This window comes from Lysinibacillus sp. FSL L8-0312 (assembly GCF_038003285.1).
Taxonomy (GTDB): Bacteria; Bacillota; Bacilli; order Bacillales_A; family Planococcaceae; genus Lysinibacillus; species Lysinibacillus fusiformis_D.
In genome coordinates this window covers 3,720,852-3,735,182 of sequence record NZ_JBBOOV010000001.1, presented here as the reverse complement: position 1 = coordinate 3,735,182, position 14,331 = coordinate 3,720,852, and the positions used below count along the sequence as shown (strand labels likewise).

15 protein-coding genes and 1 riboswitch are annotated in these 14,331 nt (G+C 39.3%); of the genes, 7 read left to right on the top strand and 8 right to left on the bottom strand.

All coding sequences use genetic code 11. The features are described 5' to 3' along the window. Position 1 precedes the first annotated feature (1 nt). Positions 2-796, bottom strand: a complete 795-nt coding sequence (locus MHI22_RS18835) for a carbon-nitrogen family hydrolase (protein ID WP_036117447.1) — start codon at positions 794-796, stop codon at positions 2-4. 96 nt (positions 797-892) lie between these two features. Between MHI22_RS18835 and MHI22_RS18830 the strand changes: the two genes are divergently transcribed. Beyond that, the gene (locus MHI22_RS18830; protein WP_036117451.1) at positions 893-2,062 is read left to right on the top strand and encodes a pyridoxal phosphate-dependent aminotransferase; all 1,170 of its coding nucleotides are present in this window, start codon (positions 893-895) and stop codon (positions 2,060-2,062) included. A 121-nt stretch (positions 2,063-2,183) separates the two neighbouring features. Here MHI22_RS18830 and MHI22_RS18825 read toward each other — a convergent pair whose 3' ends face one another. After that, entirely contained in the window at positions 2,184-2,687 is a 504-nt protein-coding gene (locus MHI22_RS18825; RefSeq protein ID WP_340812531.1) for a PPC domain-containing DNA-binding protein, read from the bottom strand. A 122-nt stretch (positions 2,688-2,809) separates the two neighbouring features. Continuing rightward, positions 2,810-2,914: riboswitch (SAM riboswitch) on the top strand. A gap of 88 nt (positions 2,915-3,002) precedes the next feature. Here MHI22_RS18825 and MHI22_RS18820 point away from each other — a divergent pair. The 6 genes from MHI22_RS18820 (at position 3,003) to MHI22_RS18795 (ending at position 8,789) form a co-directional block, all read left to right on the top strand. Then, the gene (locus MHI22_RS18820) at positions 3,003-3,833 is read left to right on the top strand and encodes a MetQ/NlpA family ABC transporter substrate-binding protein (RefSeq protein ID WP_340812530.1); all 831 of its coding nucleotides are present in this window, start codon (positions 3,003-3,005) and stop codon (positions 3,831-3,833) included. A 105-nt stretch (positions 3,834-3,938) separates the two neighbouring features. Next, positions 3,939-4,964: a methionine ABC transporter ATP-binding protein gene (locus MHI22_RS18815; protein WP_340812529.1), complete on the top strand. Its 1,026-nt coding sequence runs from the start codon at positions 3,939-3,941 to the stop codon at positions 4,962-4,964. After that, positions 4,957-5,628 carry a methionine ABC transporter permease gene (locus tag MHI22_RS18810; protein WP_036117459.1) on the top strand — a complete coding sequence of 224 codons (672 nt, stop codon included), beginning with the start codon at positions 4,957-4,959 and terminating at the stop codon, positions 5,626-5,628. Before MHI22_RS18815 ends, MHI22_RS18810 begins: the two co-directional genes overlap by 8 nt. Before the next feature lie 13 nt (positions 5,629-5,641). Beyond that, entirely contained in the window at positions 5,642-6,421 is a 780-nt protein-coding gene (locus MHI22_RS18805) for an enoyl-CoA hydratase/isomerase family protein (protein WP_051891566.1), read from the top strand. A gap of 14 nt (positions 6,422-6,435) precedes the next feature. After that, the gene (locus tag MHI22_RS18800) at positions 6,436-7,596 is read left to right on the top strand and encodes an alpha-hydroxy acid oxidase (protein WP_058843616.1); all 1,161 of its coding nucleotides are present in this window, start codon (positions 6,436-6,438) and stop codon (positions 7,594-7,596) included. After that, a complete protein-coding gene (locus tag MHI22_RS18795) occupies positions 7,593-8,789 on the top strand; it encodes a CaiB/BaiF CoA transferase family protein (protein ID WP_058843615.1) in 1,197 nt (398 codons plus the stop codon). The genes MHI22_RS18800 and MHI22_RS18795 overlap by 4 nt, the downstream gene beginning before the upstream one ends. A gap of 130 nt (positions 8,790-8,919) precedes the next feature. On the opposite strand, the gene MHI22_RS18790 is transcribed toward MHI22_RS18795, so the two are convergent. The 6 genes from MHI22_RS18790 to MHI22_RS18765 all read right to left on the bottom strand — a co-directional run bounded on the left by MHI22_RS18790 (position 8,920) and on the right by MHI22_RS18765 (position 14,227). Next, the gene (locus MHI22_RS18790; protein ID WP_170829839.1) at positions 8,920-10,119 is read right to left on the bottom strand and encodes a glycine C-acetyltransferase; all 1,200 of its coding nucleotides are present in this window, start codon (positions 10,117-10,119) and stop codon (positions 8,920-8,922) included. Between the two features lie 58 nt (positions 10,120-10,177). After that, entirely contained in the window at positions 10,178-11,254 is a 1,077-nt protein-coding gene (locus MHI22_RS18785; RefSeq protein ID WP_036117469.1) for a nucleotide kinase, read from the bottom strand. Positions 11,255-11,355: 101 nt separating this feature from the next. After that, a complete protein-coding gene (locus MHI22_RS18780) occupies positions 11,356-11,991 on the bottom strand; it encodes a YczE/YyaS/YitT family protein (protein ID WP_036117471.1) in 636 nt (211 codons plus the stop codon). A 118-nt stretch (positions 11,992-12,109) separates the two neighbouring features. Continuing rightward, positions 12,110-12,604: a Cys-tRNA(Pro) deacylase gene (gene ybaK, locus MHI22_RS18775; RefSeq protein ID WP_141903935.1), complete on the bottom strand. Its 495-nt coding sequence runs from the start codon at positions 12,602-12,604 to the stop codon at positions 12,110-12,112. A 24-nt stretch (positions 12,605-12,628) separates the two neighbouring features. Further along, the gene (locus MHI22_RS18770; RefSeq protein WP_340812528.1) at positions 12,629-13,354 is read right to left on the bottom strand and encodes a hypothetical protein; all 726 of its coding nucleotides are present in this window, start codon (positions 13,352-13,354) and stop codon (positions 12,629-12,631) included. Positions 13,355-13,651: 297 nt separating this feature from the next. Next, positions 13,652-14,227, bottom strand: coding sequence for a VanZ family protein (locus MHI22_RS18765; protein WP_231744989.1), 576 nt, complete (start codon positions 14,225-14,227; stop codon positions 13,652-13,654). Positions 14,228-14,331 lie beyond the last annotated feature (104 nt).

The following is a 14,331-nucleotide window of genomic DNA, read 5'->3' as shown; positions in this document are numbered from 1 at the left end:
ATTAGCCTTTCACGACAACATCATGATATAGTCCTGGTCTACGGTCGTCATAAACTGGAATTCTTCCACGTACTTCATCGACAATAGAAAAATCTACATCAATCACCGCTACTTCTTCATCCTCTGCACCGATCCAAAGTACTTCTCCCCAAGGCTGTATAATCATCGATTGGCCATTAAAGTTTTCTACCTTTTTTGAAATGCGATTAACTGCTATTACAAAACATTGGTTCTCAATCGCACGAGCTTGCAGCAATGTTTTCCAATGATCAATCCTTGGTGTTGGCCACTGGGCTGGTACAAATAATACCTTTGCTCCTTGTAATGCGTGTGCACGTAACCATTCTGGGAAACGAATATCATAACAAATGACCCCAGCAGCTTCAATATCTCCTAGAGCAAATCGATTCATTTCATCCCCTGCTTCTAAGTAGAGATGCTCATCCATTAAACGGAAAAGATGTGCTTTGCTATATTCCCCTACAAGTTCTCCATTGCGATCAAATGTATACATCGTATTATAAAATTTGTCGCCTTTCTTCGTTGAAACAGAACCACCTACAATATGTACACCAAGTTCCTGTGCTAATTCAGCCAAGAAGGATTTCGTACGTTCACCATCGACATCCGCTAGTTCAGGCAGCTTCTCTAACGCATAGCCTGTATTCCACATTTCAGGCAGCACAATAATTTCTGCTCCTTTTTTTGCCACTTCTCGAATCTTGTCCTCAGCTCGTGCAAAATTTTCTTCTACTTTGCCAAAGCCAACATTTAATTGAATACAACCGATTTTCATAGCCATTCCTCCTCTAGACAATTAACAAAAAAAGTAATACTATTTGCTTCATATTCTTCAATAATAATTATTATATTCTGAAAAGGGTGATCATGCATGGAATTCTCTAAAAAACTACAGCAACTACCCACTCAATTTTTTGCAGCGTTAGTTCAAAAAGTAAATAATGCCTTAGAAGAAGGTCGCGATGTCATTAATCTTGGTCAAGGAAATCCCGATCAACCAACGCCCCCTCATATCATTCAAGCATTACAGGAGGCGGCTGAAAATCCACAAAATCACAAATATTCACCATTTCGCGGTATCGCTGAATTACGCCAAGCAGCTGCCGACTATTATAAACGTGAATATAATGTGAATCTAAATCCTGACACAGAGGTAGCGATTCTTGGCGGGACAAAAATTGGACTCGTTGAGCTACCTTTAGCCGTATTAAATCCAGGTGATACAATGCTCTTACCAGACCCTGGCTATCCAGATTACTTATCAGGTGTCGTATTAGGTGATGTCCATTTTGAAGTGATGCCACTTTTAGCTGCAAATGATTTCTTACCTAATTATCATGCATTACCTGATGAAGTGAAAGAGAAGGCGAAGCTACTTTACCTAAATTACCCGAACAACCCTACAGGTGGTACAGCAACACTTGCATTTTTTGAAGAGACCGTTCGCTTTGCGAAGGAACACAATATTATCGTATCACATGATTTTGCTTATGGGGCAATAGGATTTGACGGTAATAAACCTATTAGCTTCCTACAAGCTGAGGGTGCAAAAGAAGTAGGAATTGAAATGTACACACTCTCCAAAACTTATAATATGGCAGGCTGGCGTATAGGCTTCGCTGTCGGTAATGCCGACATTATTGCTGCCATTAATCTAATTCAGGATCATCTGTTTTGTAGTCAATTCCCTGCTATTCAACAAGCAGCAGCAGCGGCACTTACAGTTTCCCAAGAATGTGTGGATGAACTGCGAGCTACCTATGAAGGTCGCCGCAATGTACTCATTGAAGAAGCTCAAAGAATTGGTTGGCATGTAACGGCTCCAAAAGGCTCCTTCTTCGCATGGCTCCCTGTACCATTCGGCTATACTAGCGAGCAGTTTGCCGATTTATTATTGGAAAAGGCTGATATCGCTGTAGCAGCAGGCAATGGCTTCGGCCAATATGGCGAAGGCTATATCCGTGTTGGTTTACTTGTTAGCGAGGAACGCTTACGTGAAGCAATCCATAGAATCGAACAATTACAATTATTCAACCCTTAACCATGCAATGAGGCTGGGACAAAAGTAAAAATGTTAGACCGATTATAAGCTCGGTCTAACATTTTTTAATTCAGGAAGGAACATGCAACTCAGTGAAAAGAAAAAGTTAGTATCATTTTCGCTATTTTTCAATTTTCCTTGGCTGCTGTAAACCGTGTTCTAATGGATAAAATTGAACATGGCCTGTTTCTTCATCAAATTTTCGAAAGTGCTGGATGCCTTGAACCTCAGCTAGCACTATGTCAGCCGTAATAACAGGGTTCCCGCTCTTCATTAAATGCCCCCCTGACACGACGCCCCATTGATCACTCATAGAACCATGGAAATGTGTTTCATATCCCCCATCACGCTTACATACTACGCCAGAGCCTTGGATCAATTCGAGTGGCCCCTCTTTTTTTATGACATCGCTAAAACTTACGTTAATCTGAGATGTTTCATCAGGTACTAAATAAACAAAGCTACTCTTTTGAAGGCTACCTATACAGCTAACAATTGTTGCTGACTCAATATGGTTCTCCTCACAAAGTGCCTCCATTCCTTCAATAATGTCTGTACCCATTAGCAATCGAGCACTCACAACCTTGCCAAATGAACCTATACCATAATTAACTCTTACAGACATTGCTATCCCTCTTTCATGACGAAATATTATAATAATATAAAAAATTTAAAAAATATTTATTGACTTACTATAACCTATAAATTATATTAGTTCTATCGGAATTACAAAAAAATATGATAAATCTCTTATCAAGAGTAGCTGAGGGACTGGCCCTATGAAGCTCGGCAACCTCCTTTTAGAAGGAAGGTGCTAAATCCTGCAAACGATTATCGTTTGATAGATAAGAGAGGACATTTTTTCATGAGCCTCTCTTAGTTTGTAAGAGAGTTTTTTTATTTTCAAAAACCGATAAAAACAATCTTGGAGGTAGTTTTCATGAAAAAGAAAAATAAATTTTTAGTAGGTTTAGCAAGTCTTACATTAGCAGCAGCTCTAGCAGGTTGTGGCTCTAAAGAAGAGAGTAAAGGTCAAGCTGAAGCAATTAATGAAAATAAAATCGTCGTAGGTGTCACATCTGGTCCACACGAACAAATCGCAGAAGTTGCAGCGAAAGTAGCCAAAGAAAATGGGCTAGAAGTAGAGCTTAAATCATTTTCTGATTATGTTTTACCTAATACATCTTTATCTGAAGGTGATCTTGATGCGAATAGCTATCAACACGAGCCTTTCCTCGATACGTTTAATAAAGATCATGATACAGATTTAGTAACAGTAGGCAAAACGATTTTAAATCCAATGGGTATTTACTCTGAAAAATATAAATCCTTTGAGGACATTCCAGATGGTGCAACGTTTGGTTTACCAAATGATCCAACAAATGGTGCTCGTGCCCTCTTTGTTTTACAAGAAGCAGGCTATATAAAATTAAAAGATGGGGCAGATTTAACAGCCTCTATCCGTGATGTAGAAGAAAACAAAAAGAATTTAAAATTCATCGAATTAGAGGCAGCTCAAATTCCTAAGCAGCTTAGTGAAGTAGATGTAGCAGCTATTAATACAAACTTCGCATTGGAAGCTGGCATTAATCCTAAAGATGACGCTATTCTTTTAGAATCTACTGACTCTCCATATGTGAACTATATTGTGGTACGTGCAGAAAATGAAAATGACCCAACAATTAAAAAGTTCGTTGAGGCTTACCAATCTGATGAAGTACGTCAATTCATTGAAGAAGAATTCAAAGGTTCAGTAATCCCTAGCTGGTAATACATTCAGGAAGCTTCTAGTAGCTGAAGAATCTGCCGAAATTCCTCTATGGAAAACGAGCAGATTCTTGCTTTTTAGGAGCTTGAGAAAGGAGCAATCAATCGGATGATTCAATTACAAAATATCTCAAAAGAATATAAGACGAAAAAAGACATCATTAAGGCTGTAGATGGAATCAATCTCCATGTAAAAAAAGGACAAATTCATGGTGTGATTGGCTATAGTGGTGCAGGTAAAAGTACACTCATTCGTTGCGTCAATCTACTAGAGCGACCTACAGCTGGAAAAGTGTTAATCGACAATGTGGACATTACTGCCCTTTCTCTTCATGAATTACGGCAAACACGCCAAAAAATCGGGATGATTTTCCAACATTTTAATCTATTAAAAACGGCAACCGTTTACCATAATATTGCTGTTCCTTTAAAGCTACTTGGCTATAACGAGAAAGAGGTAAAAAACCGTGTGACTAAATATGCTGAAATTGTTGGATTAACAGACAAACTAGGCAGCTACCCTAACCAACTTTCAGGTGGGCAAAAGCAACGTGTTGCTATTGCACGTGCCTTGGCACAGGAGCCAGAGGTTTTACTTAGTGACGAAGCAACAAGTGCACTCGACCCTGAAACAACCGAAGCCATTCTTGAATTGTTGTTAAAAATTAACCGTGAATTAGGCATTACGATCCTGCTGATTACACATGAGATGAATGTCATTCAGAAAATATGTGATGAGGTTTCTGTTCTTGAGTCCGGAAAAGTGGTGGAATTTGGTACGGCTATTGAACTTTTTGCTAAACCGAAGCATCCTACAACGAGAAAGTTTTTAAATACGATTTCACAACGTAATTTATCCCCTTCCCTGATCGAGCAGTTAAATGTTTCAGGCAGTGTCATTCGTTTAACCTTCCTAGGTGAAAGTACTGGTAAGCCATTACTAGCAGAAGTTACGAAAGTGTATGATGTACAACCAAATATTTTAACGGCAAATATTATTGAATTAAAAAACGGCATTGTTGGTAACATTGTGGTGCATTTACATGGAGAACTTCACATTGTCCAAAAGGCACTCACATATTTTACGGAAAATGGCGTCGCGGTGGAAGAATTAGGAGGCGAATTCAATGAGTAGTATTCAAAGCTTTTTTACAGATTGGTCAGATGTAATTGGCAAATCAATTATCGAAACATTTCAAATGGTCGGAATTTCTTTATTGTTTTCCATTCTCATTGGGATTCCATTGGGGCTATTAATCGTATTAACACGACCAGGTCAATCCTTTGACAATAAATTTTTATATCAATTTTTTAATTTAGTCATCAATATTATACGTTCTGTCCCATTCATCATTTTATTATTCTTCATTCTACCTTTTACTAAGCTGATCGTCGGCACAACAATTGGGGTTAAAGGTGTTATCGTTCCGCTAGTTGTCTATACAGCTCCTTATATTGCTCGACTGATGGAATCTGCGCTATTAGAGGTGGATTCGGGAGTGGTAGAAGCCTACACAGCCATGGGTATTAAACGTCGCCATATTATTTGGCATGTGCTATTACGTGAAGCTCGTCCATCTATTATTTTAGGCTTAACAATTGCCACAATTGGTTTAATCGGTGCTACGGCTATGGCAGGAATGGTTGGTGCTGGAGGTTTGGGTGACCTCGCCTATCGTTATGGTCATTTACGCTATGAGGTCGATGTTATGTATGCAACTGTCTTTATCTTAATCATTCTTGTGCAAAGCATTCAATCCATCGGCAACCGCTTCGCTGCGAAATTGAAAAAGGATTAAGAGGAGAATGACAATGACAACTGAAATTTATGTAGAGAAAAATGGTTATATTGCAACGTTAGTGTTAAACCGACCTGATAAACGGAATTCCTTATCAAAGGCGATGTTTCAGAACATAGTAGAGCAACTTGAGCAGTTACGTGTAGATTCTTCTATTAAGCTCTTAATTGTCCGTGGCGTTAATGAAGTAGCCTTTTCATCTGGTGCCGATATTAGCGAGTTTTTAGATATTCGTTATGCCGCGGACAATGCCAAAGCCTATAATGATTTGGCTCTAAAGGCGATTGATACCCTCTATAAATTTCCTCACCCGACAATTGCTATGATTCAGGGTTTAGCCATTGGTGGTGGCTTAGAACTAGCCAACGCATGTGATTTTAGAATAGCGACACCAAAGAGTAAGCTTGGCATCACAGCGGCGAATATTGGTATTGTCTATAATCTTGAAAGTACAAAGCGTCTCATCAATCTTGTTGGTGTTGCCAAGGCGAAAGAGATTTTATACACAGCCAACATTTTTACAGCACAAGATGGAAAAAACATCGGTTTAATCACAGCCTTACATGAGCCAGAGGATATTGAAAGTGCCACGCTGCATTTTGCTGAACATCTATTAAGTAAATCATCCATTGCAAACGCAGGCATCAAAAAAATGATCCAAGCAATTGTAGATGGTGAAAACGAAGAAAGCGATGAGCTGGCACAGATCGTTCTTAATTCATTTAGTTCAGATGATTATAACGAAGGTATTCAAGCCTTCTTAAACAAAAGAAAGCCTATTTTCAATAAATAAGTGAGGTAGTAACGATGACAAACATAACTGATGGTGATCTACTCTTAAAAAATATTACTGCACAAGCCCCCTTCCCCATTTGCTTTGCAGATTTAGAAAAGGCCGTAGCGGAAAAAATCGAAGCTGGACCTTTTGGCTATATCCGTTCAGGTGCTGGTGGTGAACAAACACTGCGCAATAATCGTGCAGCTTTCGAAAAGTATTCTATAGTTCCTCGCTTTTTAAAGGATGTTTCAAATGTTCAAACATCGATTAATTTGTTTGGTAAAACATACCCAACTCCATTGCTCTTTGCTCCCGTCGGCATGAACGGAATGGTTCATGATGAAGGTGAGCTTGCTGTAGTACGTGCTGCCGAGCATTTAAACATGCCCTATATTCAAAGCACCGTTTCCACTTATGCACTTGAAGAAGTTGCTCAAGCTGCTCCTTCTGCAACAAAATGGTTTCAATTATATTGGTCTACTAATGAAGAAATCGCTTTTAGTATGGTGGCACGAGCGGAGGCAGCCGGATTTGAAGCGATTGTCTTAACTGTCGATACAGTAATGCTTGGTTGGCGTGAAGAAGATGTCCGCAATCAATTTTCACCATTGAAGCTAGGCTATGCACGAGGCAATTATATGAATGATCCCGTTTTTACAGCCACTTTACCTGATGATTCATTCGAGTCCTACGTACAAGGTGTCTTGCAAAATGTCTTCCACCCAACACTTAATTGGGCGCATGTTCGAGAATTAAAAAAGCGTACAAACCTTCCTATACTATTGAAGGGAATTTTACATCCTGAAGATGCGAAGCTAGCTATCGACAATGGTATTGATGGCATTATTGTATCAAACCACGGTGGCCGTCAATTAGATGGTGTTATTGGTTCACTTGATGCACTTCCTGCTATTGCGAAAGTTGTGAATGGACAAATTCCTATTATTTTAGATAGTGGTGTCTATCGTGGCATGGATGCTTTAAAAGCACTTGCTTTAGGAGCGGATGCCGTTGCAATCGGACGCCCTTTCGTCTATGGGCTAGCCCTTGAAGGACAACAGGGCGTCGAAAAGGTGATGACCAATCTTTATGATGAATTAAAGGTTTCCATCGCTTTAGCAGGTGCGACCTCTGTCAAAGGATTACGCAACATCACATTAGTCAAACATGATGGGACTGAGGTTAGATGAAACAAGCATTACAAGGATTAAGAGTTGTTGATTTATCGCAAGTACTAGCTGGTCCTTATTGCACGATGGTCTTAGCAGATATGGGTGCAGAGGTTATCAAAATTGAGAAGTATCCAAATGGAGACGATACCCGTACAATGGGTCCTTTTATAAATGAAGAAAGCCATATGTATATGATGGTCAATCGCAATAAGAAAGGGGTTTGTATTAATTTAAAAACGCCAGAGGGATTAGCTTTATTTAAAGAACTTATCCAATCTGTTGATGTCCTTGTGGAAAACTATCGACCAGGTGTCACAAAAAAGCTTGGTATTGATTATGACACATTAAAAGCTATCAATCCTGGTCTTATTTATTGCTCTATTTCAGGCTATGGACAAACGGGTCCGTATAGTCAAAAGGGTGGCTATGATATTATGGCACAGGGTCTGAATGGCTTAATGCATATGACGGGTGAAGCGGATGGTCGACCTGTAAAAGTCGGCTTTGCCGTGAATGATATTGCTGCTGCTCAAACAGCATTACAATCTATTTTAATGGCCTATATTTATAAGCTGCGTAGTGGCGAGGGGCAATATATTGATGTTTCCTTAGTGGAATCAGGTCTAGCATGGACTGTATGGGAGGCCGCTGCTTACTTTGGACATGGCGAACTACCGGAGCGGACTGGAACAGCACATCGGGTATCCGCACCCTATCAAGGTTTCAAAACGCAGGACGACTATATTTTAATAGGTGCTGGCAATCAAAAGCTATGGGAGATTTTTGCAACAAAAGTTATCAACCGACCTGATTGGTTAGACAATCCCCTCTTTGCTACCAACTATTCACGTGCCCAACATGTGAAAGTACTGGAGGCAGAAATTGAGAGCGAATTAATCAAGCATCAAGCTATTTACTGGCTAGCGCTATTGGATGAACACGGCGTACCCTCTAGCCCAATCTATTCCTACGATCAAACATTAAATGATCCACATATTCTAGAGCGTGGCATGGTCTTGTCCTATGAGCACCCAACTGCAGGACCGATGCGTACATTAGGCTTCCCAGCCAAGTTCTCACAAACACCAGGTCACCTAACAAGTGCAGCACCTACTTTAGGACAACATAATGAGGAGATTTTACAGGCTTTGAATATCTCCGCTGAAGACATTCAGCAATTAAGAACAGCCAAAATTATAGGTTCGAAATAAAGCTATCGACTACTTTCAGGTGGCTATCGATCAGTTATGAGCTGCTATCGACTATTTTTTCACTTTTATCCACCACTTTCAACTTTCTATCACACAAAAAGGCTTCCCCATCCATGAGGAAGCCTTTTTCTTATTGAATAACGCCTAATTCACGACCAACTTTTTCGTAAATCGCAATCGCATCATCCAGCATTTCTTTTGTATGTGCCGCTGTTGGCATATTACGAACACGTCCTGTACCTTTTGGCACAGTTGGGAAAACAATTGATTTTGCATAAACGCCTTCTTCAAAAAGACGTTTTGAAAATTCCTGTGTCAGCTTTTCATCCCCAATGATACAAGGCGTAATCGGTGTTTCAGATGCACCGATATTAAAGCCAAGCTTCTCCAGTCCAGCTTTTAAATAGTTGCCATTATCCCAAAGCTTATCGTGCAGCTCTGTTGAATCAATCAGCATTTGTACAGCTGCTGTAATGGCTGCTACATCACCAGGTGGTAGAGCTGTTGAGAATAGGAATGGACGAGAGCGAACTTTCAGCCAATCAATTAAATTTTTCTTACCTGCTACATAGCCACCCACAACACCAATAGCTTTTGATAGTGTACCAATTTGGAAGTCAATTTCTTTTTCTAATCCAAAATGCTTCACAGTTCCTTTGCCTTTACCTGTTACACCTGAACCATGTGCATCATCGACATACGTAATTAAATCAAACTCTTTAGCAATTTCCACAATCTCAGGTAATTTAGCAATATCACCATCCATTGAGAATACACCATCTGTTATGACCATGATTTTATTGTATAATCCTGATTCTTTAGCTGCTTTTGCCTTAGCACGTAGATCATCCATATCGGAGTGATTAAACGCAATGATTTTCGCCTTTGATAAACGACAACCATCAATAATAGAGGCATGGTTTAATTGATCAGATAGAATCGCATCATTTTTATCCATCACAGCTGAAATGGCTGCCATATTACAATTAAAGCCAGATTGATAAGAAATAGCCGCTTCTGTTCCTTTAAATTCAGCAAGCTTTTCTTCTAATTTAACGTGCAAATCAAGTGTCCCGTTGATTGTACGAACAGCACCTGCACCAACACCGTATTTATCAATTGTCTCTTTGGCAATACGCTTTAATTCTTCATTTGTTGCTAAGCCAAGATAGTTGTTAGAGGATAAGTTAACAAGATTTTTGCCACGGACTTGAATAATCGGGCCATTAGCTCCCTCTACTGGATCAATTTCATTGTATAAGCCTTGTTCATGTAAGGCTTGTAGGTTTTCATCTAAAAATGCATTCAATACTTTTGACAAGCGTATCATCCTTTCCTAGGAAAACTGTTCTAGCTCCTAGTTTAGCACATGCAAGCCATTAGCTACATTACTTTGTTAATCTTTCGAATAATGGCGCTGTTTTTTCACGCCATAAGGATGCGGATAGACAATTATCCACTAGACGGCGGATTGTATATTCGGCTTCAGCATAACGCTTCGAATGACCCATTGCATCCTGGATAGCTTCTTTGTAGTGTGCTCGAACTGCCTCAATTGCTGTTTCTGCCTCCTCTGAAAGTGCACAATGTTGCCCAATATCAAAAATTTTGTCCCCTAATCTACCATCCTGTGGATCAAAGACATGGGGCTCTGTGCTATCAAAGATACAGAAATTAAGCTCTGGAATAATGACCATATCCACTGAACCTGCATCTAAACCACACCATATAATTTGTGCATCAAGACCTCTTGCATTTGCCTCATCCGCTAAACCCTTCATTAATGAAGACTTACCTGTACCAGGCTTACCTTTAATCATGAAGCGAGTCGTTATACTTTTTGTAATACTTTCAACGGTATTTTCCGCACCTCTAGGCGTTAGTGTTCCAAGTAAACGATGTGTCCGTATACCCGTTTTATTTAAAACAATTGACTGGAACACTTCTGTCTTTAAATTTTCCACTTGTTCATTTAATGCCTGCCAGTTCATACAGCTTTGCGTGATAATCTCCCAGTCATCATGAAGCTTGATTGCCTGATCCAGCTTTGCAATACATTTTTCACGCCAAGTTGCACGCTCCTGCATCGCCTCAGCAAGCTGCTCCCCAACCTTTTCAAGCTGTACTTCCTCTAAACAATCATAAAAGGACATGACGCGATGCTTTGTACCGAGTAAAGTTGGCTCGATATTCCATTCAGAGGCCCATACAAAAAGTCTGTTACAGCCCTTTACATAAACGGCCTCAACTACTTCCTCTAATAAAGCATGCTTAAACCATTCGACTGCAAAGCCCTGCTTCACATAAAAATACCCTAGCTCTTTTAACAGCTCTGATCCTTTAAATGTGGGAGCACCTTGCAAAAAGTAAACAAGCTCCGCCTCTTCTATCATCTCTTTATATAAATGTTTCACACCTTGCCCAGTCAATGCGTGTCCAAAATAATACGTTACATTTCCATTCAAATGTCGTTCCTCCTTTAGCTTCTGCCCTGCATTATATGAAAGAACGCTAAAAAAGATGAAAAGCTACTTCTATCTTTTACAGATCTAAGTAGCTTCATCGTTTAATAGAATGGCTTCATTCCTTCTATATGCCCAATACATTTCATTAATATTTTACGACAATACGGTAATGAATATTGCACAATATAGCCTGAGGTTAGAGCGATTAATACCGTCCCTACGCCAACTGGTCCTCCTAAAAGCCAGCCAACAATGGTCACCAGAACTTCGATGCCCATTCTGGCTGTTTTAATCGAGCCACCAAACTTTTCAACAAGTATCATCATTAAAGTATCTCGTGGACCTGCACCCATATTCGGTGCAATATACATCCCACAGCCAAAACTTAAAACAAATAAACCAATGATAAAATATGTAATCTGCAAGCCATAAACATCAGTAGATGGCAGCACCAAATTAAATACATCAATGAAGGAGCCGATGAGCAGCATGTTCAGCCAAGTGCCTATCTTTGGCCATTCACGTAACACAATCGATGTTGAAGCAACTATAAAGAGCCCTGTTATAATAGACCATGTCCCAATACTTAACCCAAAATTTTGAAATAACCCAACATGCAAGACATCCCAAGGGCTTGTGCCAACAATTTTCCCCTTTATCGACATCGTGATGCCAAGTGACATCACAATTAGGCCACTAATAAAAAATGTCCAACGCCACCCCATTATCTTACGCATTTCCTATCCCTCTCTCTATGCATGATATTGCTCTAACTGTATCACATTTTCTATAAAAAATTGAGAGACTGCGCTTGTACTTGATTGTCCATTATACATAAAGAAACTACCCATTCTCTCACACATGGGTAGTTGTAATAGGGGCAAGCTGTGCCTTTGTCATATTTTTCAAGTCGTCTAGCTGAACATGGATTTGCATACCTATTTTCCCCGCACTCACAATAATACTATCTTGCCCTAGGGCAGATTCATCTATTACTGTTGGATATAACTTCTTCATCCCCACTGGTGAACATCCGCCACGTACATAACCGGTATAACCAAGTAAATCCTTTACCGCTAGCATTTCGATTTTCTTTTCCCCTACTACCTTTGCGGCAGCTTTTAAATCCAGCTCCTCTGCCACTGGAATGATAAATACAAATAGCTTTTGTGCGCTTGCCTTTGCTACCAATGTTTTAAACACACGCGTGACAGGGTGACCAATTTTTTCTGCAACAGAGACACCATCAACTTGACCGTCTCCCGTTTCATATTCAATCACATCAAAATGGATTTTTTGTTGTTCTAATAATCGAATTGCATTTGTTTTCGCATGCTTTGCCTTTGCCATGTCAATAATCTCCTATCTACAGCATCAGGCTATCAAAGAGAACATAGAGTCCGTGTCTGGACGATAGCCATTTTTCGTCATTTGAACATGAGCCGCATATTTTTCCGATACCTGATGGAATGTTCTTAATTTAAATGCAGTCTCATAGTTCTTACCGAAAATTGTATCTGCAAATGGATCCAATTTCAATTCCTTCGAGAAACGTTCAGGAACCTTCACTTCCATGATGTCACGTACAAAGGATGGTTCTTCTTCACCTATTTTGCCCTCTTCAGTATACGAATCGTTTAATATATGTTGTATTTGCGCATTCACGCTTTGTGCCACCTGTAAATCTTGAGGAGAAGGCTCTGTCGATGCTAATGCGGCATGTCGCACCTGCTCTAAAATTTGCAATGTGTCATTTTGCTCTGGATTGACGACAGTAGAAGATTCTGCGCTATCACTAGTACCTTCTTTATAGGATCGCTCATGAGCACGTACATTCTTTTCTGTTTGTCGCAAGTCTTCCATTATGGCTTGCTGTTGAGGAGTAACTTCTTTTGACTTTTCTTGTTGCTGCTCAAATAAGTCTTGATCGGTACGCCCTAACAGTAGATTTTCAAGTTCAAGCAATGCTGGGTTTTTCTTTGGCTGGAAATACATCGCATTTTTGCGATAAGCTTCTCCGGCTTCTTTTCGTTGCAAGATTTTTTTACGATTATATTGCGATGAAAGTCTCTCTTGCTCCCTTAAATTTGATATTTTCATAGTTTTCACCTCGCCCTTCTATCTTCATATGCTAATAAGATACTAGATATGAAAATATCTTCTTTCACTATATCTATACCGTCTGAACAGTTTCTGTACACTCATTATCGGAATTTTCACTATTAAATTCAAGCAAAAATTAATACTAACCACCTAAAGAGATACTAATTATTTTTAGTGCTAGGTATAAAGACTCTATTTTTAAGCGTATAATCCATACATTCATTTTACAGTAAGCATTCTTTAAACAAAATTTTTATTAACGCAAAAAACAGCCCTTAAAACAGGACTGCTTTCTCATTTTTTAGGTCTAATTAAGATCCCTTTATAAGCTATATAGCCAAGCCATGCGCCAATCGTATTCAAAATTAAATCATCAATATCCGCAGAACCCACTGTAAAAATGAATTGAATGGTTTCTACAGCAAGACTAGCAAAAAAGCCCAAACAAATAATGACCCATGCTTTGCGAAATTTTTTCGACAATAATGGCAATAAAAAACCCATTGGCGTAAAAATTAATAAGTTGCCAAGAAGGTTAACGATTATGATATCCCAATTAAAATATTGAGAGTAGTTTATATAGCGGAGAATCGTTTCAAAGGGAACAAAATTAGTAGTTAGTCGCCAACTACTATAATCAAACAAACCTAAGTCGCCGATAGAATAATCGCCTTGCAATAAAACAACTACTACATTTACTAAGCGATCAATGACCAATTTATAAAAAGCTATAAATGAATAGATGCTAAATAAGATCCACCCCATGACCTTGAGGGGCAAATAATATGTATCAATGACATCTCGATACGGTAATGGGAGCTTGGCATTACCGTGAACATCCGTTATGTTGTTTTTAGACAAGCTTAACACCCACTTCCCTTTATTCCTTCCCATATTTTAATATGCTGCTCTATGGCATGCAAGTAGCTGAAAAAATTAATCATTCAAAAAAAGCTGCCTCTTAACAGCAGAGA